The 25,548-nt window shown below is 70.6% G+C and carries 23 protein-coding genes and 1 pseudogene; 17 read left to right on the forward strand and 7 right to left on the reverse strand.

The genetic code is table 11. The annotated features are described in order from the left end of the window. Positions 1-26 precede the first annotated feature (26 nt). From ACF09J_RS21700 to ACF09J_RS21725, 6 genes are all read right to left on the reverse strand, one after another. The gene (locus ACF09J_RS21700) at positions 27-1,580 is read right to left on the reverse strand and encodes a M48 family metalloprotease (RefSeq protein WP_392307086.1); all 1,554 of its coding nucleotides are present in this window, start codon (positions 1,578-1,580) and stop codon (positions 27-29) included. Between the two features lie 28 nt (positions 1,581-1,608). Continuing rightward, entirely contained in the window at positions 1,609-2,133 is a 525-nt protein-coding gene (locus tag ACF09J_RS21705) for a Pycsar system effector family protein (protein WP_392307087.1), read from the reverse strand. Beyond that, the gene (locus tag ACF09J_RS21710) at positions 2,130-3,545 is read right to left on the reverse strand and encodes a PE-PGRS family protein (RefSeq protein WP_392307088.1); all 1,416 of its coding nucleotides are present in this window, start codon (positions 3,543-3,545) and stop codon (positions 2,130-2,132) included. Before ACF09J_RS21710 ends, ACF09J_RS21705 begins: the two co-directional genes overlap by 4 nt. 29 nt (positions 3,546-3,574) lie before the next feature. After that, entirely contained in the window at positions 3,575-5,764 is a 2,190-nt protein-coding gene (locus ACF09J_RS21715; RefSeq protein WP_392307089.1) for a hypothetical protein, read from the reverse strand. Beyond that, positions 5,761-6,768, reverse strand: a complete 1,008-nt coding sequence (locus ACF09J_RS21720; protein ID WP_392307090.1) for a hypothetical protein — start codon at positions 6,766-6,768, stop codon at positions 5,761-5,763. The genes ACF09J_RS21715 and ACF09J_RS21720 overlap by 4 nt, the downstream gene beginning before the upstream one ends. A gap of 153 nt (positions 6,769-6,921) precedes the next feature. Continuing rightward, a complete protein-coding gene (locus tag ACF09J_RS21725; protein WP_392307091.1) occupies positions 6,922-7,647 on the reverse strand; it encodes a Crp/Fnr family transcriptional regulator in 726 nt (241 codons plus the stop codon). A gap of 273 nt (positions 7,648-7,920) precedes the next feature. On the opposite strand from ACF09J_RS21725, the gene ACF09J_RS21730 reads away from it, so the two are divergent. From ACF09J_RS21730 to tuf, 5 genes are all read left to right on the forward strand, one after another. Next, on the forward strand, positions 7,921-8,469 hold the full coding sequence (locus ACF09J_RS21730; RefSeq protein WP_392307182.1) for a DUF1707 and DUF4190 domain-containing protein: 549 nt from the start codon (positions 7,921-7,923) through the stop codon (positions 8,467-8,469). Positions 8,470-8,801: 332 nt separating this feature from the next. Continuing rightward, positions 8,802-9,173, forward strand: coding sequence for a 30S ribosomal protein S12 (rpsL, locus tag ACF09J_RS21735; RefSeq protein WP_003948652.1), 372 nt, complete (start codon positions 8,802-8,804; stop codon positions 9,171-9,173). Between the two features lie 2 nt (positions 9,174-9,175). Continuing rightward, positions 9,176-9,646: a 30S ribosomal protein S7 gene (gene rpsG / locus ACF09J_RS21740; protein ID WP_003992340.1), complete on the forward strand. Its 471-nt coding sequence runs from the start codon at positions 9,176-9,178 to the stop codon at positions 9,644-9,646. Positions 9,647-9,685: 39 nt separating this feature from the next. Continuing rightward, positions 9,686-11,812 carry an elongation factor G gene (gene fusA / locus ACF09J_RS21745; RefSeq protein WP_392307092.1) on the forward strand — a complete coding sequence of 709 codons (2,127 nt, stop codon included), beginning with the start codon at positions 9,686-9,688 and terminating at the stop codon, positions 11,810-11,812. 173 nt (positions 11,813-11,985) lie between these two features. Further along, positions 11,986-13,179: an elongation factor Tu gene (tuf, locus tag ACF09J_RS21750; protein ID WP_388481617.1), complete on the forward strand. Its 1,194-nt coding sequence runs from the start codon at positions 11,986-11,988 to the stop codon at positions 13,177-13,179. 110 nt (positions 13,180-13,289) lie between these two features. Here tuf and ACF09J_RS21755 read toward each other — a convergent pair. Then, positions 13,290-13,472 (reverse strand): annotated as a pseudogene (locus ACF09J_RS21755) (carbohydrate-binding protein); the annotation flags it as partial. 81 nt (positions 13,473-13,553) lie between these two features. On the opposite strand from ACF09J_RS21755, the gene ACF09J_RS21760 reads away from it, so the two are divergent. The 12 genes from ACF09J_RS21760 (at position 13,554) to rpsC (ending at position 25,544) form a co-directional block, all read left to right on the forward strand. After that, complete coding sequence (locus tag ACF09J_RS21760) at positions 13,554-14,609, forward strand: transposase (protein ID WP_392307093.1); 1,056 nt, start codon at positions 13,554-13,556, stop codon at positions 14,607-14,609. Between the two features lie 246 nt (positions 14,610-14,855). Further along, positions 14,856-17,930 carry a glycosyl hydrolase 115 family protein gene (locus ACF09J_RS21765; RefSeq protein ID WP_392307094.1) on the forward strand — a complete coding sequence of 1,025 codons (3,075 nt, stop codon included), beginning with the start codon at positions 14,856-14,858 and terminating at the stop codon, positions 17,928-17,930. A 114-nt stretch (positions 17,931-18,044) separates the two neighbouring features. Then, the gene (locus ACF09J_RS21770; protein WP_392307183.1) at positions 18,045-18,686 is read left to right on the forward strand and encodes a PH domain-containing protein; all 642 of its coding nucleotides are present in this window, start codon (positions 18,045-18,047) and stop codon (positions 18,684-18,686) included. A 230-nt stretch (positions 18,687-18,916) separates the two neighbouring features. Beyond that, a complete protein-coding gene (gdhA, locus tag ACF09J_RS21775) occupies positions 18,917-20,275 on the forward strand; it encodes an NADP-specific glutamate dehydrogenase (protein WP_392307095.1) in 1,359 nt (452 codons plus the stop codon). 811 nt (positions 20,276-21,086) lie between these two features. Then, on the forward strand, positions 21,087-21,395 hold the full coding sequence (gene rpsJ / locus ACF09J_RS21780; RefSeq protein WP_003948644.1) for a 30S ribosomal protein S10: 309 nt from the start codon (positions 21,087-21,089) through the stop codon (positions 21,393-21,395). Between the two features lie 17 nt (positions 21,396-21,412). Further along, positions 21,413-22,057: a 50S ribosomal protein L3 gene (rplC, locus tag ACF09J_RS21785; protein WP_100569740.1), complete on the forward strand. Its 645-nt coding sequence runs from the start codon at positions 21,413-21,415 to the stop codon at positions 22,055-22,057. An 8-nt stretch (positions 22,058-22,065) separates the two neighbouring features. Continuing rightward, positions 22,066-22,725 carry a 50S ribosomal protein L4 gene (gene rplD, locus ACF09J_RS21790; protein ID WP_392307096.1) on the forward strand — a complete coding sequence of 220 codons (660 nt, stop codon included), beginning with the start codon at positions 22,066-22,068 and terminating at the stop codon, positions 22,723-22,725. Continuing rightward, positions 22,725-23,144 (forward strand): 50S ribosomal protein L23, encoded by a 420-nt coding sequence (rplW, locus tag ACF09J_RS21795; RefSeq protein WP_392307097.1) that lies wholly within the window; start codon positions 22,725-22,727, stop codon positions 23,142-23,144. Before rplD ends, rplW begins: the two co-directional genes overlap by 1 nt. Positions 23,145-23,184: 40 nt before the next feature. Beyond that, positions 23,185-24,021, forward strand: a complete 837-nt coding sequence (gene rplB, locus ACF09J_RS21800; RefSeq protein WP_392307098.1) for a 50S ribosomal protein L2 — start codon at positions 23,185-23,187, stop codon at positions 24,019-24,021. Between the two features lie 12 nt (positions 24,022-24,033). Continuing rightward, entirely contained in the window at positions 24,034-24,315 is a 282-nt protein-coding gene (rpsS, locus tag ACF09J_RS21805; protein ID WP_003992359.1) for a 30S ribosomal protein S19, read from the forward strand. Positions 24,316-24,366: 51 nt separating this feature from the next. Then, complete coding sequence (rplV, locus tag ACF09J_RS21810) at positions 24,367-24,714, forward strand: 50S ribosomal protein L22 (protein ID WP_030936396.1); 348 nt, start codon at positions 24,367-24,369, stop codon at positions 24,712-24,714. Then, positions 24,714-25,544 carry a 30S ribosomal protein S3 gene (gene rpsC / locus ACF09J_RS21815; protein WP_100569745.1) on the forward strand — a complete coding sequence of 277 codons (831 nt, stop codon included), beginning with the start codon at positions 24,714-24,716 and terminating at the stop codon, positions 25,542-25,544. The genes rplV and rpsC overlap by 1 nt, the downstream gene beginning before the upstream one ends. Positions 25,545-25,548: the final 4 nt, after the last annotated feature.

The following is a 25,548-nucleotide window of genomic DNA, read 5'->3' on the forward strand; positions in this document are numbered from 1 at the left end:
GGCCGCCCTTCGGCGTGTCCGGGGCGTCAGCGACGCAGGCCCAGATAGGGCTCGAGGGCGCTCAGCCGGGTCTGGTGGTCCGGGTGGCTGGACAGAAGCCGGGCCAGGGCGCCGGGCTCCTTGAGCCGCTGTCCCTGCGCGACCAGGGCCGCCTTCGTCGCCGCCTCCTCGGCCTGGAAGTGGTGGAGGACCTCGGCCAGTTGCCGGGCGAAGCCCAGCTCGGCGGCCTGCTGGTCCGCGCGCAGCTCGCCGCGCCGGCCCGTGTAGGCCAGCAGGTAGGGGGCGAGCACCAGGGGGATGGCGATGAACCAGGCGGTGAGGAACGCGGCGGCCGCCATCATCGCCATGAGCAGGACCAGGAACCCGGTCGCCGCCATGGAGAAGACGCTGGCGACCGCGATCGCGAACCGGGCCAGCCCCCGGGTCACCGCCCAGGCGATCCGGCCGGGCAGGGAGTACCAGTAGCCGAGCAGACCGGCCCAGGCGTGACCGCCGGTGTGGTGACCCAGCTCGTGCGCGAGTACGGCGGCCAGGTTGCTGGTCGGGATACGGGTGAGGGAGTACGTCGTGACACCGACGACATGACCGGCCACCGCCACCGCGTTCAGCTCGCCGCTGTTCTCCACCATCAGTTCGTACGTGCCCGGTTCGATGCCCGCGCGGGCGGTCACCTCGTTCCAGATCGGCTCCAGGCGGGCCCGTTCCGCCCCGGTGGGCGGGCGCAGCTTGAGCACGTGCCGGGCGAACGCCCGCTCGGTCGGCCGGTGGAAGACGAGCAGGCCGGACGCGACCCAGGCGAGGATCACCAGCGTTCCGACCACGTTCCCGAACATGCCGAGCGCGAGGGAGCTGACCAGTGCCAGGCTCACCAGGGCCCCCGGCGCCTGCACCGCGAGCCCCGCGACCGCCGTCGCGTCGGTCCCACGCTGGAACTCGGCCACGTGCAGGCGGGCGCCGCGGTGCCGGTAGTCGAGGTCGTCGGGGGCGGGTTGCGGGGCGTACTGCGGTTGGAACGGCGCCGCGGTGATCTGCGGGGGCAGTGGGGGATGGCCAGTGGCGGGGTACTGCGGAGGCTGGGCGGGGCCCCATCCCGGCCCCGGCCCACCCGGGGCCGGGATGGGGCCTTGGGCTGGGTGCAGGGGCGGGGGCGGCTGCTGCGGGGGTGTCGGCGGGCTGGTCGGGTAGGCCGGGGGTGCGCCCGGGTGCGCCGGATACGGGGATGCGGCGGTCGGCTGGGCCGGCGGTGCGGTGGGCTGGCTCGCAGGGGCGGCCGGTTGGCCTGCGGGTGCGGCGGTCGGATAGGCCGGGGGCGCGGTGGCTGTCGGGGGTGTGGTGGTCGGGTAGGCCGGCGGCGCGGCGGCCGCTGAGGGTGTGGTGGTCGGGTAGGCCGGGGGCGCGATGAGCCGGTTTGAAGCAGGGGTCGGGTTCTGCGGCGCCGCCGCGGGGTACGGGGGCTCGGCCGGATACGGCGGTGGGGTGGTGGGCGGCGCCGGGTAGGCAGGTGGCGGCGGAACGGCGGCGTCGGGAGAGGACGGTTCGGGGTACTGGGGCGGTACGGCGGGGTCCGGCGGCCGGGACATGGGCGCGGCTCCTTCGAGTAGGGGGACGTCAGCCGACGAGAGCGGCGGTGGGCAGGAGCAGGGCGCCGACGCAGAAGGAGATCAGGCCGGTGCGGATCCAGCGGTGCTTGGACGCGGCGATCCGGCTCTTCTCGGTGAGCGCGGCCAGCACGGCGGCGGCCGGGTCCCGCTCGGTGTCGGCGAGCGCCTCGGCCAGCCGGCCCGCCCGTACCGCCTGCTGGATGTCGCCGAAGTAGCACAGGGGGCGACCCTCGGCCCACGACCCGGCCTGGAAGCGGGGCAGCACCGCGATCAGCAGCGCGATCAGCGACAGGGCCAGCGCCGCCGCCCCCGCCCACCACAGACCGGTCCCCGCACCGGAGAGCTTGCCCGGCGACCAGTCCTTGCCGGCGACCAGCCCGGTGAACACTCCGGCAGTCATGCCCAGCGCCGCCACCAGGACGGAGGCCTTGGCGTCGGCTCGCGCGATCTCGTCGCGCAGCTCGGCGAGCAGCCCTTGCGCCGTGCGGTCGGTGGGGGCGGCCGGGGGCGCGGTGGTGTCGGGGGAGGTCATGCCGACCCCGCCTCGGGGGGCTCCTCCTGGGCGGTGCCGGGCGCGGGCGGTACGGCCGGCGCGGGCCCGTCGGAGACGAGAGTCAGCGGAGGAACGGCCGCGGCGGGGGGCGCGGGCGGCACCGGCGGCGGGGGAGGCGTCGGGGAGGCGGGGAACGCCTGGCCGTGCGGCGGCTGCCCGTACGCCGGCGTGCCGGGCACCGGCTGTCCTGACGGCGGCTGTCCGTACCCGGGCGCACCGGGCACCGGCTGCCCCAACGGCGGCTGTCCGTACGGCGGTTGCCCCTGGGACGGCTGGCCGTACGGCGCCGGGGCGGTGCCGGGCGCTGCGTACGGTGGCGGGGCGGTGCCGGGCGCTGCGTACGGTGGCGGTGGCTGGGCGGGTGGCGGGCCCGGGACGTGGGGCTGGGGTGCGCCGTACGGCTGTTGCGGGGGCGCGCCCGGCGGCAGGGCCTGGGGCGGCGCGGCCTGCTCGAGCATGAGGTCGTCGACGGAGCGCAGGACGGAGCGCGCCGACTCGGCCTTCTGGTAGTCCTCCAGGGTGTCCCCGGCGATCAGTTCCAGCTCCTTGCGGATGGCGCCGAGCTGGTCCTTCTGCAAGGTGCTGACGACCATCCTGGTGTCCCCGGGGTGTGCCGCCAGGTGCAGGGCCCAGGCGCCGACACCGCCGTGCTGGAGCCAGTACTGGTAGAAGGCGATCTTCTGCGCGACCAGTTCCTGGGACTGCTGCTCGCGCAGGACCTCCAGTTGGTGCTGGAGTTGCGCCTGGCGCATCCGGTACTCGTGCTCGGGGTCGAGCATCTCCGACTCATAGCGAAGGGTGCGCTTGCGACGGCGGTGCGCGATGGCGTCGTCGTCCAGGCGCAGCCGCACCACGCAAGCCACGTTCAGACCGATGCCCGCGGCGAAGGAGGCCTCCTCCTCGACCGCCCGCTGCACGGCCAGTTCGGCGGCGGGACTGTCCTCGATGGGGAAGCGCCGGGTGATCGGGCGTGCCGCCTGTTGGAGTTCGCGGGTGAGCCGGGTCGGCACGTCCCGTTCGCCGCTCGCCACGAAGGCGATCGGGTCCGCCACCCGCCAGGTGAGGTCGGCGGTCGCTCCGAAGCAGAACGCGTCGTCGTCGCTTGGCAGTTCGAGCTCCAGCTGGACCGGGTGGCTGCCCATGTCCACCTCGTAGACGGAGGTGTAGCGACGGGTGGCCGCCTCGGCACGGCTCGGGCGGCGCGGCGGCAGGAAGACGTCGTACGAGCCGCTCGCGGTGACGAAGACCAGGGCGTGGTCGATCGCGCCGACCTGCCGGCGGGCGGTGTAGTCGAAGCGCGAGATGGGACGCACGGTCAGCACCGGGTCGATGAGCGCGGTGTGCCGGTCGGCGTTCTGCGTCCACTCCGGCGGTCGGCGGAAGTCCGCCATGGTTCAGCTCCTCTTCTTGCTGTGGTCCTTCAGTGCGGGGCGGGCGCCGGACACAGCACCGTGAGCAGGTGCTCGGCGAACGGCGGGTGCGGGCTGCCGTCCTCGGCGCGCATGGTGCGCAGTTCGTGGTCGAGCCGTTTGCGGTCCTCCGCGGTGACGACCAGCGCGGGCAGCAGCAGCTCCAGGGCCCGCGCCGCGTCGGTGCGGCGGTCGGCGACATGCACCCAGGTCTGCAAGGCGTTCAGCGCGTCGCGGGTCCGGGTGGGGTCGTTGAGGGCCGTGCGCCACAGGGTGGCCAGGTCGCCGGCCGCGTCCGCCTGGTACATGCCGGTCTCGGCGTACCAGCCGACGAGCGCGCCATCCTCCTTGTTGTCGCAGGCGCGGACGAAGGCGGCCAGGGCGAGGTCGCGGACCGCGGGGGTGTCCCGGTACAGCAGCCGTACGAACTCGGCGAGCACCTCGCCCCGGCGGTGGCCGGCGGACAGCAGCAGCGCGGCGGACTCGGTGAGGTTGTCCCGTTCGGCCTGGCTGCTGGCGTCGACCCGGGCGCGGGAGGCCAGCGCGTCGAGGGCCGGCCCGGCCAGGTCGGGGCGGAGCGGGGCGAGCAGACCGAAGGCGCGGATGGCGGTCCACCGCCGCCCCCACTGGCCGTCGTTGCACCACTGGGTGAGCAGGCGCAGCACGACCGGCTGGCCGAGGAGCTGGGCCAGCGTGAGCGTGTTTGCGGCGGTGACGCGCGGGCCGACGGAGCGTGCGGTGGCCCAGCCGTCGACGAGCAGTGCCGTCGTGGAGGGCAGGTCGGCGGCGGCGAGCAGCGCGGTGGCCGCGGCGGCGCGGGTGCGGACCAGGGGGCGGCCGTCGCGGGCGAGCTGCCGCAGCCATTCGACCAGGGCCGGGCGGGCCGAAGGGTGGCTGGTCCACACCTCGGTGAGCAGTACCTGGGGGGTGCGCTCGTCGCGGAAGGCGGCCATGAACTGCGGGACCGGGCCCCACTCGGTCTGTTCCTGCCGTACCTCACCGCCGGCCCGGGCGAGGGCGAGGCGGTCCTCGGCTGCCGGTCCGAACACCGGGATGGTCGGCGGCCTGTCGGGGTGCTGCAAGCGTTCGAACTGCACGAACAGCTTGTCGGCGAGTTCGGCGGCGAGGACGTACGGCGCCTGGTCGAAGACGGCCAGCGCGATGAGGAAGGCCTTGTCGCGCAGTCCGGTCTGCGGATCGCCGAGCCAGTCCCGGCACTGCTTCTCCACGGCGGTCCGCCCGAAGTCCGCCAGCCGTGCCAGCGCGTCGGGACTGCCGTCGTAGGCCGCCACTGCCTCGGCGAACGCGGCGGCCTCGGCCGGATGGCGGTCGGCGGCGGTGAGGAAGTCCACCACCGGCGGGAGCGCGAGCAGGGTGTCGGTGTCAGCGGGTCTGCGCCGGTCGAGCAGGGCCCTTACGACGTCCTCGGCGGGCGGCGGCGCCCACGGGCAGGGGGTGACGCCGGGCAGATGGGGCGAGTTCTCGACGGTGACGACGAGGTGGCCGCCGGCCTTGACGAGCTGGTCACGGACCGCGAACAGGTGGGTGTCGCGCAGCGGCCGATTGCGGCTGAGGGGCAGGTCGCGCAGGACGTAGCCGCCGGGCTGGGTGAGCCGGCCGCTCAGCGCGGCGGGCGTGGTCTCGGGGCTCAGCGCGTGCACGGCAGGGACACCCAGGCGGTGCAGCAGCATCAGGGCGGCGGCATGGCGGCCGGTGGCGTGGGCGCCGGAGAGGACCAGCACCCGCTCCTCGCGCAACCGTTTCAGCGCGGTGGCGAAGCCGGGGCCTTCGGCGAAGACGGCCGCGAGCTCCTCGATCCGCCCGCTGGGTATCTCACCGAAGGCGTCGGGGGCGGCGCCGAGGGTGCCGTGCTGGTGGATCTCGGTCCGGCCGCCCAGGTACACGTCCCCGGTGACCTGCCCGCCGGACACTCCGTGCTGGGCGCCGCCGACCAGGCTGCCGCCGAAGCGGCTCTCGTCGCCGAGGAAGAAGCCCGGCGTGTGCGCGAACAGCTCTCGCTGCGCGGCCCGGGCCTCCTGCGTGCCCTCCGCCTCCGGCTCCAGGCCGGTGTCGGACAGCGGGTCCTCGTCGGACGCCGGCCGTCCGGGCGGTGACGGCCTCGGCGGTCGCTGCTGGGGCGGCGGCGCGGCGCCGGGCGACCCGTCGCCGGAGACGGGCCCGGCCGCCGATGCGGCCGTCACGACTCCTCACCCGCCGTTCCCCCGAGGTGCACGTCCCCGGTGACCTGTCCGCCGGACACGCCGTGCTGGTCACCGCCCACGAGACTCCCGCCGAAGCGGGGCGAGCCGCTGCCGAAGTGGAACACGGCACCACCGCCCGCGGGCGGCGCGACCGCCGTCCCCGGCGCGGGTGCCGCGGGCGCGGGTGCCGCGGCTGCGGATGAGCCGGGAGCGGCTGTACCGGGCGCCGATGTCCCGGCTGCGGGCGGCTCCGCGGCCGGAGACGCCTCGGGGGGCGACTCCGCGGCCGCCGCCCCCGGTGCGGGCGATCTGTCGGCCGGTGGTGGCTGGGTGGTCGGGGCCTCGGGTGGCGACCCCGGTGCCGGGACGTCCCCCGACGTTCCCGGCACCGGGGTTTCCCCCGCCCCCGTGTCACCGTGGTCTGCGGCCTCGCGCGGCGCGGGCCCGTGGAGCCAGGCGCGCAGCGGGCCGTTCTTGCTCTCCATCGTCACCGCGTGGAAGTCGGCGGCCGGGATGCCGGTGTGGTCATGGCGTACGACCCCGGTGTAGAGGGCGTCCGACACGCACAGCGCGAAACCGTCGGCCCGCTCCCGCAGGGCGGCGCGCAGCAGCGGGGCGTCGAGCAGCCGGCAGGCGTGGTTCAGGTCGGAGCCGACCCAGCCGCCGTGTTCGTCGACGGCCACGTAGCCGGTGGCGACCACGCCCCTGAGCCGGATCTGGGCCGAACTCGACGCCAGCCGGTTGTAGCCGTGCAACTGGGCCGGCACCTCGGTGAGCAGGGCCCGCAGCAGTGCCGTGACGGAGGCGCCCGCGTCGATCAGCTCCATGACCGAGTCGCCGCGGTCGGCCCGCAGCCGCCGAGTCTCGTCGATGCCGGCGTGCTCGAGGGCCCGGTCGGCGATGTTGTAGAGAACGCGTCGCAGATACGCCTGCTCCACGTCGTCCCGGTCGCTGTACCTCTCGATGTCGAGCAGGAGCATCGTCCGGCCCACGGGATCGCTCATGGTCGCCTCTCTGTGCGTGCCGTACCGGCGAGCGCCGTACCGGCTCGGGTCGCGCCGACGTCAGAAGGGTGGCGCGAGGGACCGAAGGGACGTGAGGACCGATGACCCACTCGGACTGTGACCGTGTGCACAGAACCCGCCCAGCGCGCCCGCCTACCGCGGCGTCTCCGCCCGGGCGATCCTGCGCAGCACGTCCGGCCGCACGATCACCAGCGCCCGGCGCCCGGTGCGGACCACGTCACGTTCGCGCAGCTCCTTCAGCAGCCGCTGCACCGCCTCGCGTGAGGCGCCCACCGAACCCGCCAGCTCCTGTTTGCTCAGCGGCACCGACAGTTCGACGCCCTCGTCGGTACGGCGTCCGTGGGTGCGGGCCAGGTCGAGCAGCAGGGTCGTGAACCGCTCCCTGACGGTCATGGACGCGAACTCCAGACGGCGCCGGTCGGCGGTGCGGGTGCGGTCGGAGGCGAGGGCGAGCAGCGCGAAGGAGACGGCGGAAGAGCCCGCGAGGAACTCCGTGAAGCGTTCGCGCTGGACGGCCACGGCCCGTACCTGTTCCAGCGCGGTCACGGTGGCCGAGCGGGTCCGGCCGGTCAGAGCCGCCGACTCGCCGATGACGTCGCCCGGCCCGCGCAGCGCGAGCAGCGCCTCGTAGCCGTTGGCGGCCGACGCGGTGACCTTCGTCCAGCCGTGCACGAGGAAGAGGACGTAGGAGGAGGGCTCGTTCTGGTGCAGCAGCACCACCCGCGGACCGAACGTCAGCTCGTGGCCGAGCGACAGCAGTGCCGAGCGGTCCTCCGTCTCCAGCCTCGCCAGGAACGGCACCCGGTCGTCCAGGCCCCCGTCGTCCGGCGAGTGCGCCGCCGTCCTTGTCGTCGCCATGCCCATCCCCCGATTCCTCGCCCGCAGCGGACGGATCAACGTACTGAAAGCACACAGCGGTGTGGCATGGAAGGGCGCGATTCGGCCATGGATGTCCGAAGGGCTTCCTTCACTCCCCGAACGGGCGCGCCGTCCCATAACGGGATGTCCGCCTTTGGCGCATGATGGAGGGACACACGCGGTCCGGGGGAGGTTCCAGTGTCGTACCAGCCGTCGTACCAGTCGTCGTACCCGTCATGGCAGCCGATGCAGCCGATGCAGCCCGTGTCGCCGATGCAGCCCATGCAGCCCATGCAGCCCTGGCGACCGGGACAGGGGATTCCGCAGCCGTGGCAGGCCCCGGGCGGCCCGTCGCTGCTGGCGTCCCACGCCGACCGCGAGCGGGCCGTGGACGTGCTCAGGGCAGGCTTCGGCGAGGGCCGCCTGGACGAACGGGAACTCGACCAGCGCGTCGCACGCGCGTACCAGGCACGCACGGTCGCGGAACTGGCGCTGCTGGTGGCTGATCTGCCGCAGGGACCGGTGCCGCTCGCCTCCGCCGCGTTCCCGCACCTGCCGCCCGCGTTCCTGCCGGCGACGCCGCCCACCAACGGAAAGGCGGTCGGCTCCCTGGTCTGCGGGGTGCTCACGCTGATGACGGCCGGTGTGACGGGCCTGCCGGCGGTGGTCCTGGGCCACGCCGCCCGCGCGGAGATGCGCCGCACCGGCGAGGGCGGTGACGGTCTCGCGCTGGCCGGGCTGGTCCTGGGCTGGCTGTCCGTCGCGGGCTGGGCGGTGGTCGTGATCGTGCTCGTTATCGCCGGGATCGCGGGGTCGGGATGACGCGGGGATTCCGCTGTTCGAAGATCACATTCCGTGGATTCGAAGATCGCTCGCGGGTCCGGGTCTTGACAAGCCCCGCGCGGCGCGGCGGGCAGGGCCCATTTGTTTTGACCACAGCGAATGAGGTAGGTACGCTCAGACCTTGTGCCTGGGGTGTGCCCTGGCTTTCGTGCGTGCCTTCAAACCGCACCGGGAGCCGCTGAGCGGCCACCGTGATCTGCGCCTCTTTCTGCCTTGCGGTGGGAGTCTGCGGGATTCGACACACCCGACCGCGTGGGTCGGCGACGTTCCAGGTTAGCTGTACCCATCGGCACACAGAAACCGGAGAAGTAGTGCCTACGATCCAGCAGCTGGTCCGCAAGGGCCGGCAGGACAAGGTCGAAAAGAACAAGACGCCCGCACTCGAGGGTTCGCCCCAGCGCCGTGGCGTCTGCACGCGTGTGTTCACGACCACTCCGAAGAAGCCGAACTCGGCCCTCCGTAAGGTCGCGCGTGTGCGCCTGACCAGCGGCATCGAGGTCACGGCTTACATTCCGGGTGAGGGACACAACCTGCAGGAGCACTCCATCGTGCTCGTGCGCGGCGGCCGTGTGAAGGACCTGCCGGGTGTTCGCTACAAGATCATCCGCGGTTCGCTCGACACCCAGGGTGTCAAGAACCGCAAGCAGGCTCGCAGCCGTTACGGCGCCAAGAAGGAGAAGTAAGAATGCCTCGTAAGGGCCCCGCCCCGAAGCGCCCGGTCATCATCGACCCGGTCTACGGCTCTCCTCTGGTGACCTCGCTGATCAACAAGGTGCTGCTGAACGGCAAGCGCTCCACCGCCGAGCGCATCGTCTACGGCGCCATGGAGGGTCTGCGCGAGAAGACCGGCAACGACCCGATCATCACGCTGAAGCGCGCTCTCGAGAACATCAAGCCGACCCTCGAGGTCAAGTCCCGCCGTGTCGGTGGCGCCACGTACCAGGTGCCGATCGAGGTCAAGCCCGGCCGCGCCAACACCCTGGCGCTGCGCTGGCTGGTCGGTTACTCCCGCGCCCGTCGCGAGAAGACCATGACCGAGCGTCTGCTCAACGAGCTCCTCGACGCCTCCAACGGCCTCGGTGCCGCTGTGAAGAAGCGTGAGGACACGCACAAGATGGCCGAGTCCAACAAGGCCTTCGCGCACTACCGCTGGTAGTCGCTACCCCATCGAGAACCGAGAGAAGACTGAAGCCTTATGGCTACCACTTCACTTGACCTGGCCCATGTCCGCAATATCGGGATCATGGCCCACATCGACGCGGGCAAGACGACCACCACCGAGCGGATCCTGTTCTACACCGGTGTGTCCTACAAGATCGGTGAGACCCACGAGGGTTCCGCCACGATGGACTGGATGGAGCAGGAGCAGGAGCGTGGCATCACGATCACCTCTGCTGCCACCACCTGTCACTGGCCGCTGGACAACGTCGACCACACGATCAACATCATCGACACGCCGGGTCACGTCGACTTCACCGTCGAGGTGGAGCGCTCCCTGCGTGTGCTCGACGGTGCCGTGACGGTGTTCGACGGCGTCGCCGGTGTCGAGCCCCAGTCCGAGACGGTGTGGCGTCAGGCGGACCGCTACGGCGTTCCGCGCATCTGCTTCGTCAACAAGCTCGACCGCACCGGTGCCGAGTTCCACCGCTGTGTCGACATGATCAAGGACCGCCTGGGCGCGCAGCCGCTGGTCATGCAGCTGCCGATCGGCGCCGAGGCCGACTTCAAGGGCGTTGTGGACCTGGTCCGCATGAAGGCGCTCGTGTGGTCCGCCGAGGCCGCCAAGGGCGAGATGTACGACGTCGTCGACATCCCGGCCACGCACACCGAGGCCGCCGAGGAGTGGCACGGCAAGCTGGTCGAGGCCGTCGCGGAGAACGACGAAGAGATCATGGAGCTGTACCTGGAGGGCAACGAGCCCACCGAGGAGCAGCTGCACGCCGCGATCCGTCGTATCACCATCGCGTCCGGCAAGGCCACCGAGACCACCATCACCCCGGTGTTCTGCGGTACCGCGTTCAAGAACAAGGGCGTTCAGCCCCTGCTCGACGCGGTCGTGCGCTACCTCCCCACGCCGCTCGACGTCGAGGCCATCGAGGGCCACGCCGTGGGCAACGCGGAAGAGGTCATCAAGCGCAAGCCGTCCGAGGACGAGCCGCTGGCCGCGCTCGCGTTCAAGATCATGAGCGACCCTCACCTCGGCAAGCTCACCTTCGTCCGGGTCTACTCGGGCCGCCTGGAGTCCGGCACGCAGGTGCTGAACTCCGTCAAGGGCAAGAAGGAGCGCATCGGCAAGATCTACCGCATGCACGCCAACAAGCGTGAGGAGATCCCGTCGGTGGGCGCCGGTGACATCGTCGCCGTCATGGGCCTGAAGCAGACCACCACCGGTGAGACGCTGTCCGACGACAAGAACCCGGTCATCCTGGAGTCCATGGACTTCCCGGCGCCGGTCATCCAGGTCGCCATCGAGCCCAAGTCGAAGGGCGACCAGGAGAAGCTGGGCGTCGCGATCCAGCGCCTGGCCGAGGAGGACCCGTCCTTCCAGGTCCACTCGGACGAGGAGACCGGCCAGACCATCATCGGTGGTATGGGCGAGCTGCACCTCGAGGTGCTGGTCGACCGTATGCGCCGTGAGTTCAAGGTCGAGGCCAACGTCGGCAAGCCGCAGGTCGCCTACCGCGAGACCATCCGCAAGGCGGTCGAGCGGGTCGACTACACGCACAAGAAGCAGACTGGTGGTACCGGCCAGTTCGCCAAGGTGCAGATCGCGATCGAGCCGATCGAGGGCGGCGACGCCTCGTACGAGTTCGTGAACAAGGTCACCGGTGGTCGCGTTCCGAAGGAGTACATCCCCTCGGTCGACGCCGGCGCCCAGGAAGCGATGCAGTTCGGCATCCTGGCGGGCTACGAGATGACGGGCGTCCGCGTCACGCTTCTCGACGGTGGCTACCACGAGGTCGACTCCTCCGAGCTCGCCTTCAAGATCGCCGGTTCGCAGGCCTTCAAGGAGGCCGCGCGCAAGGCCAGCCCCGTGCTGCTCGAGCCGATGATGGCCGTCGAGGTCACCACGCCCGAGGACTACATGGGTGAGGTCATCGGCGACATCAACTCCCGCCGTGGCCAGATCCAGGCCATGGAGGAGCGGGCCGGTGCCCGTGTCGTGAAGGGCCTCGTGCCCCTCTCGGAGATGTTCGGCTACGTCGGCGACCTCCGCAGCAAGACGTCGGGTCGCGCAAGCTACTCGATGCAGTTCGACTCCTACGCCGAGGTTCCGCGGAACGTCGCCGAGGAGATCATCGCGAAGGCCAAGGGCGAGTAACTCACCCGAGTTCCAGCCTTTAGTCTTGACTCCGGAGCCTCTCGGGGCATTCCACGGATTCGCGGCGACCAGCCGCACAGCCGGAGGAATGCCCCGGAGCTCCGGGCCATCCAGCAAAGATCACCTGGCGCCGATGAGTAAGGCGTACAGAACCACTCCACAGGAGGAACCCAGTGGCGAAGGCGAAGTTCGAGCGGACTAAGCCGCACGTCAACATCGGCACCATCGGTCACATCGACCACGGTAAGACGACCCTCACGGCCGCCATTACCAAGGTGCTGCACGACGCGTACCCGGAGCTGAACGAGGCCACCCCGTTCGACAACATCGACAAGGCGCCCGAAGAGCGCCAGCGTGGTATCACGATCTCCATCTCGCACGTCGAGTACCAGACCGAGGCGCGTCACTACGCCCACGTCGACTGCCCCGGTCACGCGGACTACATCAAGAACATGATCACCGGTGCCGCCCAGATGGACGGCGCGATCCTGGTGGTCGCCGCGACCGACGGCCCGATGCCGCAGACGAAGGAGCACGTGCTCCTGGCCCGCCAGGTCGGCGTGCCGTACATCGTCGTCGCGCTGAACAAGTCCGACATGGTGGACGACGAAGAGATCATGGAGCTCGTCGAGCTCGAGGTCCGCGAGCTCCTCTCCGAGTACGAGTTCCCGGGCGACGACCTCCCGGTCGTCCGTGTCTCCGCTCTGAAGGCGCTCGAGGGCGACGAGAAGTGGGTCCAGTCCGTTCTGGACCTCATGAACGCCGTCGACACCGCCATTCCGGAGCCGGAGCGCGACGTCGACAAGCCGTTCCTGATGCCGATCGAGGACGTCTTCACCATCACCGGTCGCGGTACGGTCGTCACCGGCCGCATCGAGCGTGGTGTCCTCAAGGTCAACGAGACCGTCGACATCATCGGCATCAAGCAGGAGAAGACCACCACCACGGTCACCGGCATCGAGATGTTCCGGAAGCTGCTCGACGAGGGCCAGGCCGGTGAGAACGTCGGTCTGCTGCTCCGCGGCATCAAGCGCGAGGACGTCGAGCGCGGCCAGGTCATCATCAAGCCGGGCTCGGTCACCCCGCACACCGAGTTCCAGGCCCAGGCCTACATCCTCTCCAAGGACGAGGGTGGCCGCCACACGCCGTTCTTCAACAACTACCGTCCGCAGTTCTACTTCCGCACGACGGACGTGACCGGCGTGGTGACCCTCCCCGAGGGCACCGAGATGGTCATGCCGGGTGACAACACCGAGATGAAGGTGGAGCTCATCCAGCCCGTCGCCATGGAAGAGGGCCTGAAGTTCGCCATCCGTGAGGGTGGCCGTACCGTGGGCGCCGGCCAGGTCACCAAGATCGTCAAGTAAGCTCACGGGCTTGCTGACGGCTCTCTCGGCCTGGTAGCTCCATCGCGAGCACACAAGGGCCCGTACGACTTCTGTCGTACGGGCCCTTTCGCGTTCCCCGGGTCAGGGGGTCACAGGCGCTGCCACAGCGCCGGGGCGTTCGGGGGCTCCCAGCCCGGCTGGGCCTGGTGGCCCTGGAGGCAGCGGTAGCAGGCGCCGCCGTAGGTCACCGTGGCGCCGGCCTGGTAGACGGTGCCGGCCGCCCAGGTGCCGCCCGGGTTGCCCGGGCCCGGATCGCCGGGGCCCGGCCTCGTCGGGGCCGCCGGAGGTCGTCTTCAGCGGATTCTTGCGAGGAACCCCGGGCGTTGCCTGGGAGGAATCGCATCCTCAGGACTGTGGCGTGGAAAGCCGCTGCTTCGTCGCCCTTGCCCGGCTGCGCAGTGGCCCCCTGCGCGGTGTCCGGGCGCGGCGGCAGGCCGTCCCGCGAGGTAACCGAACGTGTGGCGGTGATCGTGAAGCTGGTGGTGCAGATCAGGCTGCTGCCGACGCCCGTGCAGGCGGCGGCACTCGAGGCGAGCCTGCGCGCCTGTAACGAGGCGGCGACCTGGGCCAGCCAGGTCGCGTTCGACAAGGACGCGAAGAAGAACTTCGCGCTGCGCAAGCGCGCCTACCGTGAGATCAAATCGCGGTGGGGGCTGGGTGCACAGGCCGCCCAGCATGTGATCAAGAAGACCTGCGACGCCTACGCCGCCTTGCAGGCGAACCTGAAGGTCGGGAGGCTGGGTCGGCCGGGCTCGAAGCGCTACCGCAGGGCCGCCGAGAAGCCGATCGCCTTCCGGATGGAGAGCGCACAGCCCTACGACGACCGGATGCTGTCCCGGCAGATCAGCGAGCGGCGGATCTCGATCTGGACGACGGCTGGGCGGGTGAAGGGTGTGGCGTTCACCGCCTCTGCCGAGCAGTTGGCCACCCTGGCCTGTTACCGCCGGGGGGAGTCGGACCTGCTGGTGCGGGACGGCATGTGGTTCCTGAACGCCACCTGCGAGGTTCCCGAGCAGCCGCCGAACACCGATCCGGTGGACTTCCTCGGCATCGACCTGGGCATCGTGAACATCGCCACCACGTCCGACGGCGAGATCATGGCCGGTCGGGAGCTGAACCGAATCCGGGTCCGGGAACGCAAGCTACGGGCGAAGCTGCAGAGGAAAGACACCCCGTCCGCCAGGCGCCGTCTGAAGAGGCGGCGGCGTAAGGAAGCTCGGCGGGTGAAGGACATCAACCACAAGATCGCGAAGCATGTGGTGGCCGAGGCAGAACGCACCGCTCGCGGGATCGCCCTGGAGGATCTGACGGGCATCCGGCAGCGGGTACGGCGACCGGAACAGCTCCCGCAACATCCGCGCCCGTGCGTGGGAGTTGTGGCGACGCGGGGCCGCGTCAACGGCCCCTGACCCCACCCCGGAGCACACGCGCCGGGGTGGGGCTGGACGTAAACGCAGCGTCGCACCCAGTGACGCCCGTTGTGCAAGCCCGTCACCTCAGTGATCGGACCAATGGGTTGGTTCGTACCACAGGGTGCCGGACCGAGGGATGTGGTTACGAAACTATTCGGCGCGTACGACCCCTGGTTCCCCGCAGACCCCTCCTCCAACATTTGTCATGCCACTGACCAAATTCAGGTGTGTGAGGGGTGTGCCATGTCTGCGCACGTCAGCCGAAGAGCCGTCCTGGGCGCGAGCCTCGCCGCGGTGCCGGTGCTGTCGTCGGGTGCTGCGGGTGGGGCGGGTTCCGCCTGGGCAGCCGGGAACGAGGGCGGCGGCCCGCGGGTGACGGATCCGGGGGCCTACGTCTCCTTCGCACCCCGCGAGCCGAAACCGGGCTCGTTCTCCCTGGTGGGCGCCCCGGTCGTGGTCGGCGCCGACGACCACACCGGCGTCGTCCGGGCGGCGGGTGACCTGTGCGACGACATCCAGCGGGTCACCGGCGTAAGACCGGGCCGGACCATCGCCCGCAACGCCGTGCTGGTGGGGACGATCGGCCGCAGCCCGCTGATCGACGGACTGGTGAAGTCGGGGAAGCTGGACGTCAGCGGGGTGCGCGGCCGCTGGGAGACCTCGCTCCAGGCGGTGGTCGACCATCCGATGCCCGGAGTCGACCGCGCGCTCGTCATCGCGGGCAGCGACCCGCGCGGCACGATCTTCGGGCTGTACGACGTCTCGTACGGCATCGGGGTCTCGCCCTGGTACTGGTGGGACGACGTGCCGCCGGTGCGCCGCAACCGCGTCTGGATCCTGCCCGGCCGGCACACGCAGGGCACCCCGGTGGTGAAGTACCGCGGCGTCTTCATCAACGACGAGAACCCGGCCCTGGGCACCTGGGCGCCCGCCTACTTCGGCCCCGGCAAGGCCCCCGGCCGGCCCGGCGGCTTCAACGCCGACTTCTACGCCAAGGTCTTCGAGCTGCTGCTCCGGCTGAAGGGCAACTACCTCTGGCCGGCGGTGTGGGGGCGCGCCTTCGCGGAGGACGACCCGGAGAACCACAAGCGGGCGTCGGAGTACGGCATCGTCATGGGCACCTCCCACGAGGCGCCCATGATGCGCGGCATCGAGGAGTGGAACCGCCACGCGAGCGCGGGCAAGGACCCCTACGGCGGCAACGGCGAGTGGTCGTACGTCCGCAACGCCGAGGCGATCAAGGCGTACTGGCGGGACGGCATCCGGCGCATGGTCGACGAGGGCTTCGAGGGCGTCGTCACCCTGGGCATGCGCGGCAACGGCGACACCAGCCTGCCCGACGGCGACGGCATCGAGCTGATGCAGGAGATCATCGCCGCGCAGCGCCGCATCATCGAGGAGATCACCGGCCGGCCGGCCGCCGAGACCCCGCAGGTGTGGACCCTCTACAAGGAGGTGCAGCGCTACTGGGACCGCGGCCTGCGCGCCCCGGACGACGTGACGGTCGTCCTCACCGACGACAACTGGGGCAACATCCGCAAGCACCCCGACCCCGCGGAGCGCGACCGCGCCGGCGGATACGGCCTGTACTACCACTTCGACTACGTCGGCGCCGGCCGCAACTACAAGTGGGTCGACACGGCGAACCTCACCAACCTCTGGGACCAGCTCCACCAGGCGCACGCCTACGGCAACCACGGACTGTGGGTCACCAACGTCGGCGACCTGAAGGGCAACGAGCTGCCCACGGAGTTCTTCCTCAACTACGCCTGGAACCCGGACAGCTGGCCCCAGGAGCGGCTGAAGGAGTGGGAACGCCGCTACGCCGCCCAGAACTTCGGCGAGGCGGACTCCGGGCCGATCGCGGAGGTCCTGGCCGCGTACGGCCGGCTCCAGGCGCGCCGCAAGCCCGAGCTGCTCAACCGCCGGATCACCCTCAGGGACGGCGAGGTCGTCTACGACGACCAGCAGACCCCGTTCCACTTCGCCCACCGCGAGCTGGAGCGGGTCGCCGACGACTGGAAGGCACTGGCCCGCAAGGCCGACCGCGTCGCCCGCACGCTGCCCGCGCGGAGCAGGGACGCCTGGTTCGAGCTGGTGGGCTACGCGGTGGAGGCGACCGCGAACCTCTACGACCTGCGGCAGGCCGAGTTCACGAACCTCCTCTACGCCCGGCAGGGCCGGGCGGCCACCAACGACCTGGCGGCCCGGGCGGAAGCGGGCCTGAAGCGGGACTTCGCCCTCGCCGACCGCTTCAACCACGAGGTGGCCGGAGGCAAGTGGAAGGGCTTCCAGACCCAGCCGCACATCGACTACGGGGACGTGGAGCGCTACGGCCCGAACGCGGGCTGGCAGCAGCCGGAGATCGACAACGTGGCGATCCCGGACGTCCTCTTCCCCGCGGTCCGCCGGATCGAGGTGCCGCGCGCCGCCGAACTGGGCGTCTCGGTGGACGGCGCGGAGGACGCGGGGAGCTGGTGGCCGGGAGGGGCGACGACCGCGGCGCGGCTGCCCTCCTTCAGCCCGTACCAGACCCGCCCGCAGCAGTACGTGGAGCTCTTCAACCGCGGCCGCACGGCCTTCGACTACCGGATCGGGTCGTCGGCCCCGTGGCTGCTGGTGGACCGCGCCCGGGGCCGGGTGGACCAGCAGGTGCGGGTGGAGGTCCGGGTGGACTGGCGCCGGGTGCCGAGCGGCCGGGCCGAGGCGAAGCTGACGATCTCGGGCGCGGGCACGACGGTGACGGTCGCCTGCACGGCGGAGAACACCTCACCCCGGCTGGCGCAGGGTTTCGTGGAGGCCGGCGGCTATGTGGCGATCGACGCGGAGCACCACGACCGGGTAGTGGGGGAGTGGCGCCGCCTGGACGGGGTCGGCCGCACCACCTCGGGCATGACCCCCTGGCCGGTGACGGCCCCGCGCCGCACCCCGGGGGCCGCGAGCTCCCCGCGTCTGGAGTACGAGGTGACCCTCCTCTCCGCGGGCGAGGTGACCGTGTGGGCGGAGGTGTCCCCGAGGAACCCGGCCCTGCCGACCGGCGGCCTGCGCTACGGGATCTCCTTCGACGACACCGCACCGCAGACGGTGGACATCAACGCGGCCACGGGCGCGAACGACGGCACGATGAACATGGAGTGGGCCCGCAACACGTCCGACAACATGAACCGCACCTCGACCCGGCACAGGATCACCCGCGCCGGAGCGCACCGCCTGAAATTCTGGACGATCGACCCGACGTTGGTCCTGCAACGCCTGCTGATCGACACGGGCGGCCTGCCGGACACGTATCTGGGCCCACTGGAGAGCCGGCGGGTGTAGGACGGCTCGTGCCTGGACCGCCCCCGGCACCGGCCGGGGGCGGAGAGGGACCCCCGCCCGTCGGTAAGCTCGCCGTCGTATACGACGGCGGGGGCTGGTGGGGCTGGGGTGGGGATGAGAGCGGGCCGGGCGGAGCGGCGGCGGGAGGCGCGCAAGGAGCGCCGGGACCGGGTCGAGGAACTCGCTGGGGTGATGACGGCGCCGCAGGCGCCGCTGGTGTGGCGTGCCGGGTGGCGCGGGAAGGCGACGGCCGCGATCCTCTGCGCCGTGTTCGTCCTGCTGGCCGACCATCAGGACGTGGGGAGCCTGGCGCATCCCCGGCCGGGCGGTCTGATCAGCGCGGTGTGGTCGTCGCTGTTCGTCGGCTGGGTGTGCTGCTGGCTCGCGTTGTGGCGTGTCACCGCGGACCGGGACGGCGTGTACATACGCCGTCTGCTGTCCACGCGATTCCTGCCGTGGTCGCGGATCGGCCGGGTGGAGTTGCGGCAGGACGGGCAACTGGAGTTCTTCGGCCAGTCGCCGGAGCCCATGACCGGCCTCTTCGCGCCGCCCTGGCTGAGCCGTGTCACCCGCCGTCCCGGCACGGGGGGCCGGGCGGCCGACACGCTCACCGTCATGGCCCTCCACGGTGACCTGCGCCCCACCGAGCGGGCCGAACGGGCACAGATCCGCGGGGGACTCGCCCGCTGGGCGGTCCTGCTGGGCGTCGGCGTGTATCTGGCGGTCGAGTTCCTGCCTTACCGGCCCCTGGCGTAGGCACCGCCGGGAACGGTCGCACCAGCCGATTTTTCGGAATCTTTATCTCACATCGTGGACTGAGGGTGTCTGGTCACTGGCCAGTGCATCGATCCAGGGGTAACACTGAAGGGTCGGCCGTTTTCCCGGATGCCCACTCCCGGGTCGGCCGAGTTCCTGCGCGCGGCAACGGCGCCGAGCGTTCATCACCGGCTTCGAGGCCGGTAGTAGCCGTGCCAGAAGGGGACCCTGTGACGACCCGACCCGACACCAAGACCCAGCTCGCCTCCCTGCTCGCCGAGATCGAGCGCCGCAACCCGGCCCAGCCCGAGTTCCACCAGGCCGCGCATGAGGTACTGGAGACGCTGGCGCCGGTGCTCGCGGCCCGGCCGGAGTACGCGGAGGCAGGGCTCGTGGAGCGGTTGTGCGAGCCGGAGCGGCAGATCATCTTCCGGGTGCCGTGGCAGGACGACCACGGCCGCGTGCACGTCAACCGCGGTTTCCGGGTGGAGTTCAACAGCGCGCTGGGCCCGTACAAGGGCGGTCTGCGCTTTCACCCGTCCGTGAATCTCGGCGTCATCAAGTTCCTCGGCTTCGAGCAGATCTTCAAGAACGCGCTGACCGGGCTCGGCATCGGCGGCGGCAAGGGCGGCAGCGACTTCGACCCGCACGGCCGCAGCGACGCGGAGGTCATGCGGTTCTGCCAGTCGTTCATGACGGAGCTGCACCGGCACATCGGCGAGCACACCGACGTGCCGGCCGGTGACATCGGCGTCGGCACCCGCGAGATCGGCTACCTGTTCGGCCAGTACCGGCGGATCACCAACCGCTGGGAGGCCGGCGTGCTCACCGGCAAGGGCTCCAACTGGGGCGGCTCCCTGATCCGGCCGGAGGCCACCGGGTACGGCAGCGTGCTCTTCGCGGAGGCGATGCTGCGCGAGCGCGGCGAGGAACTGGAGGGCCAGACGGCCGTCGTCTCCGGCTCCGGGAACGTCGCGATCTACACCATCGAGAAGCTGACCGCGCTCGGCGCGAACCCGCTGACCTGCTCGGACTCCAGCGGGTACGTGATCGACGAGAAGGGCGTCGACGTCGAGCTGCTGAAGCAGGTCAAGGAGGTCGAGCGCGCCCGGATCAGCGAGTACGCCGAGCGCCGGGGCGCCTCCGCGCGGTTCGTGCCCGGCGGGCGCGTCTGGGACGTCCCGGGCGATGTCGCGCTGCCCTCGGCGACGGAGAACGAGCTGGACGAGAAGGACGCGGAGACGCTCGTCCGCAACGGCGTGAAGGCCGTGTCGGAAGGCGCGAACATGCCGGCGACGCCCGAGGCCGTGCACCTGTTCCAGCAGGCCGGGGTGGCCTTCGGTCCCGGCAAGGCGGCGAACGCCGGCGGTGTCGCGGTCAGCGCCCTGGAGATGGCGCAGAACCACTCCCGTACGGCGTGGACGGCCGCCCAGGTGGAGCGGGAGCTGGCCCTCATCATGAGCGACATCCACACCACCTGCCACGAGACCGCCGAGCGCTACGGCGCCCCCGGCGACTACGTGACCGGCGCGAACATCGCCGGCTTCGAGCGGGTGGCCGACGCGATGCTCGCCCAGGGCGTCATCTGACGGCGAAGCCGCCGCGAGTGTGCCGGGGCCGGTTTCATCCGGACCCGGCGCTCAGCGGGTGCTCCCCGGCGTGCGGCGAGTGCGCCGCCGGCCGCGGTGAACTCGCGGGCCACCTCGGCGCGCGGTCCGGGGCCGGCCAGGAAGTCCGCGGCGGTGCGTGCAGGGCGGCGACGGCGTCCAGCACGCGAGCCGTGATCGGAGCAGTGCGGCCGCCGTACTCGCCGGACGGACTTCGTGGCGTACGCCGTGGCGGACCGACCTCGGCTCAGGCCGTGCCGTCCTTCCGCAGTTCGCTGCGGCAGACGGAACCGGCCGGCTATCGCGGCCAGTACCCAGGCGATCGACCACTTCTCCATGCGCTCGGCGTCCCGGTGCACTTCGCCGGCCCGGCGGCCCCTGGTTTGACCTGCGTCACTCTCGGGGTAATATCCCCGGCTCGATTGGCCAGGCCGCCGTTCGCTGTGGCAGACTGTCCGAGTTGCTCGGTCGAGCGTTGATGCTGCGCGCCTCCCGCCGGGAGGACCGGAAGCGAGTCCCACGGTACTCGTCGCCCTAACTGCCTCACGGCAGCGCTGGGGCGGACGTACGGGAATCTTCCGGGAAGCGTGGGCGCGGCGCCGACCAGGCACCCGGTGGGCCTTCGCCCCCGACTCGCGGTACCGGCGGGGACCGTGTGCAATCCCGATGGGATGTTCGAAGCAAGGGGCATCCATGTCAGCGGGAGCGCGACACGCCCGACCGCGTGGGTCGGAGAAGGTCAAGGGAACACCGGGTTCCGGAGCGTAAGAAGAGACAGGACTACGAAGTAGCCATGGCGGGACAGAAGATCCGCATCCGGCTCAAGGCCTACGACCACGAGGTCATCGACTCCTCGGCGAAGAAGATCGTCGAGACGGTGACCCGTACTGGTGCGTCGGTCGCGGGCCCGGTGCCGCTGCCCACTGAGAAGAACGTGTACTGCGTCATCAAGTCGCCGCACAAGTACAAGGACTCGCGCGAGCACTTCGAGATGCGCACGCACAAGCGCCTGATCGACATCCTCGACCCGACCCCCAAGACCGTTGACTCTCTGATGCGACTCGACCTCCCGGCCGGTGTCGACATCGAGATCAAGCTCTGAGGCCGGTGATCTGAGAGATGACCAAGCAGATCAAGGGCATCCTGGGCGAGAAGCTCGGCATGACGCAGGTGTGGGACGAGAACAACCGTGTCGTCCCGGTCACCGTCGTCAAGGCCGGCCCCAACGTCGTCACCCAGGTTCGTACGAACGACGTCGACGGCTACGAGTCGGTCCAGATCGCCTTCGGCGAGATCGACCCGCGCAAGGTGAACAAGCCCCTCAAGGGCCACTTCGCCAAGGCCGACGTCACCCCCCGTCGTCACCTCGTCGAGATCCGCACCGCGGACGCCGCCGAGTACACCCTCGGCCAGCAGATCACCGCTGAGGTGTTCGAGGCCGGCGTGAAGGTCGACGTCACCGGCAAGAGCAAGGGCAAGGGCTTTGCCGGTGTCATGAAGCGCCACAACTTCCGTGGCCTCGGCGCCGGGCACGGCACCCAGCGCAAGCACCGCTCCCCTGGCTCCATCGGTGGCTGCGCCACCCCGGGCCGCGTGTTCAAGGGCCTCCGCATGGCGGGTCGCATGGGCAACGAGCGGGTCACCACCCAGAACCTGACCGTCCACGCCGTTGACGCGGAGAAGGGTCTGCTGCTCATCAAGGGCGCGGTTCCCGGTCCGAACGGCGGCCTCGTCCTGGTCCGCACCGCGGCCAAGGGGGCCTGAGGTAACCGATGAGCACTGTTGACATCCTTTCGCCGGCGGGCGACAAGGCCGGTACCGTCGAGCTCCCCGCGGAGATCTTCGGCGTTGAGAAGGTCAGCGTCCCGCTGATCCACCAGGTCGTCGTCGCGCAGCTGGCCGCGGCCCGTCAGGGCACGCACAAGACCAAGACCCGTGGCGAGGTCCGCGGCGGTGGCAAGAAGCCGTACCGCCAGAAGGGCACCGGTCGCGCCCGTCAGGGTTCGACCCGCGCGCCGCAGTTCGCCGGTGGTGGCGTCGTCCACGGCCCGCAGCCGCGCGACTACTCGCAGCGGACCCCGAAGAAGATGAAGGCCGCGGCCCTGCGCCACGCCCTCACCGACCGGGCCCGCCACAACCGCATCCACGTCGTCACCGGCGTGGTCGAGGGCGAGACCCCCTCCACGAAGTCCGTCAGGACGCTGTTCGGCAAGATCTCGGAGCGCAAGAACCTGCTCCTGGTCGTCGACCGCGCCGACGAGGCCGCGTGGCTGTCCGCCCGCAATCTGCCCCAGGTCCACATCCTGGAGCCGGGCCAGCTGAACACGTACGACGTTCTCGTCTCGGACGACGTGGTCTTCACCCAGGCCGCTTTCGAGTCCTTCGTCGCCGGCCCGAACAAGGCCAACGACAACGAAGGGAGCGAGGCCTGATGGCTACGCGTCACCCGAGCATCGCCTCGAAGGCTGCCAAGGCCGCCAAGGCCGCGCGTGTCGCCAAGGCGCGGCGCCACGCCGCCGAGGGCAAGAACACCGTCGAGACCCCGCTGAGCAAGTCGTACACGGACCCCCGTGACGTCCTGCTGAAGCCGGTCGTCTCCGAGAAGAGCTACGCGCTCCTCGACGAGAACAAGTACACGTTCATCGTCGACCCGAACGCCAACAAGACCCAGATCAAGCAGGCCGTCCAGGCGGTCTTCGACGTCAAGGTCACCGGGGTCAACACGATCAACCGCCAGGGCAAGCGCAAGCGCACCAAGACCGGCTTCGGTCAGCGCTCCGCCACCAAGCGCGCGATCGTGACCCTCGCCGAGGGCGACCGTATCGACATCTTCGGCGGTCCGACCGCCTGACGGCGGTCCGGATCGTCCGATATCGGACGAGGACTGAGAAATGGGAATCCGCAAGTACAAGCCGACTACGCCGGGCCGTCGTGGCGCCAGCGTCGCCGACTTCGTCGAGGTCACGCGGTCCACGCCGGAGAAGTCGCTGGTCCGTCCCCTGCACAGCAAGGGCGGCCGTAACAATTCCGGTCGTGTGACTGTCCGCCACCAGGGTGGCGGACACAAGCGCGCCTTCCGCGTGATCGACTTCCGTCGTCACGACAAGGACGGCGTGCCGGCGAAGGTCGCGCACATCGAGTACGACCCCAACCGCACCGCGCGCATCGCGCTGCTGCACTACGCCGACGGCGAGAAGCGCTACATCCTCGCGCCGCGCGGCCTGTCGCAGGGCGACCGCGTCGAGAACGGCCCCGCGGCCGACATCAAGCCGGGCAACAACCTGGCGCTGCGCAACATCCCGGTCGGTACCACGATCCACGCGATCGAGCTCCGTCCCGGTGGCGGCGCCAAGTTCGCCCGCTCCGCCGGTGCCTCCGTGCAGCTGCTCGCGAAGGAGGGCTCGATGGCCCACCTCCGCATGCCCTCCGGCGAGATCCGCCTGGTCGACCAGCGCTGCCGCGCCACGGTCGGCGAGGTCGGCAACGCCGAGCAGAGCAACATCAACTGGGGCAAGGCGGGCCGCAAGCGGTGGCTGGGCGTCCGCCCGACCGTCCGTGGTGTGGTCATGAACCCGGTCGACCACCCGCACGGTGGTGGTGAGGGCCGGACCTCCGGTGGTCGCCACCCGGTGTCCCCGTGGGGCAAGAAGGAAGGCCGTACTCGTTCGCCCAAGAAGGCGTCGAACAAGTACATCGTCCGCCGCCGCAAGACGAACAAGAAGCGCTAAGGACGGGTTGAGATGCCTCGTAGCCTGAAGAAGGGGCCCTTCGTCGACGACCACCTGATCAAGAAGGTGGACGCCCAGAACGAAGCCGGCACCAAGAACGTCATCAAGACCTGGTCCCGCCGCTCGATGATCGTCCCGGCCATGCTGGGCCACACGCTGGCGGTGCACAACGGCAAGACCCACATCCCGGTGTTCGTCACCGAGTCGATGGTCGGCCACAAGCTCGGCGAGTTCTCGCCGACGCGCACCTTCCGGGGTCACGTCAAGGACGATCGGAAGTCGAAGCGCCGCTAGTCAGCGGGGTGAAAGACCATGACGAACGTGTCAAACACTGAAGGGACAACCATGGAAGCCAGGGCCCAGGCGCGGTACATCCGCGTCACGCCCATGAAGGCCCGCCGTGTGGTGGACCTCATCCGTGGCATGGACGCCACGGAGGCTCAGGCGGTCCTGCGTTTCGCCCCGCAGGCCGCGAGCGTGCCGGTCGGCAAGGTGCTGGACAGCGCCATCGCCAACGCCGCGCACAACTACGACCACACCGACGTCGACAGCCTCTACATCGCCGAGGCGTACGTCGACGAGGGTCCGACCCTGAAGCGGTTCCGTCCGCGCGCCCAGGGCCGTGCCTACCGGATCCGCAAGCGGACCAGCCACATCACCGTGGTCGTCAGCAGCAAGGAAGGAACCCGGTAATGGGCCAGAAGGTAAACCCGCACGGGTTCCGGCTCGGTGTCACGACCGACTTCAAGTCGCGTTGGTACGCCGACAAGCTGTACAAGGACTACGTCAAGGAAGACGTCGCCATCCGTCGGATGATGACGTCCGGCATGGAGCGCGCCGGCATCTCCAAGGTCGAGATCGAGCGCACCCGTGACCGCGTCCGCGTGGACATCCACACCGCGCGTCCGGGCATCGTCATCGGCCGCCGTGGCGCCGAGGCCGACCGCATCCGCGGCGACCTCGAGAAGCTGACGGGCAAGCAGGTCCAGCTGAACATCCTCGAGGTCAAGAACCCCGAGACGGACGCTCAGCTCGTGGCCCAGGCCGTCGCCGAGCAGCTCTCCTCCCGCGTCTCCTTCCGCCGTGCCATGCGCAAGAGCATGCAGTCGGCGATGAAGGCCGGCGCCAAGGGCATCAAGATCCAGTGCGGTGGCCGCCTCGGTGGCGCCGAGATGTCCCGCTCGGAGTTCTACCGCGAGGGCCGTGTGCCCCTGCACACGCTCCGCGCGAACGTGGACTACGGCTTCTTCGAGGCCAAGACGACCTTCGGCCGCATCGGTGTGAAGGTCTGGATCTACAAGGGCGACGTCAAGAACATCGCCGAGGTCCGCGCCGAGAACGCCGCCGCCCGTGCGGGCAACCGCCCGGCCCGTGGTGGCGCCGACCGCCCGGCCCGTGGTGGCCGTGGTGGCGAGCGGCGCGGTCGCAAGCCGCAGCAGCAGTCGGCTCCGGCCGCCGAGGCCCCCAAGGCCGACGCTCCGGCCGCTGCCGCTCCGGCTGAGAGCACCGGAACGGAGGCCTGACCGA

The organism is Streptomyces sp. NPDC014889, from assembly GCF_043081205.1.
In the GTDB taxonomy this organism is placed as follows: domain Bacteria; phylum Actinomycetota; class Actinomycetes; order Streptomycetales; family Streptomycetaceae; genus Streptomyces.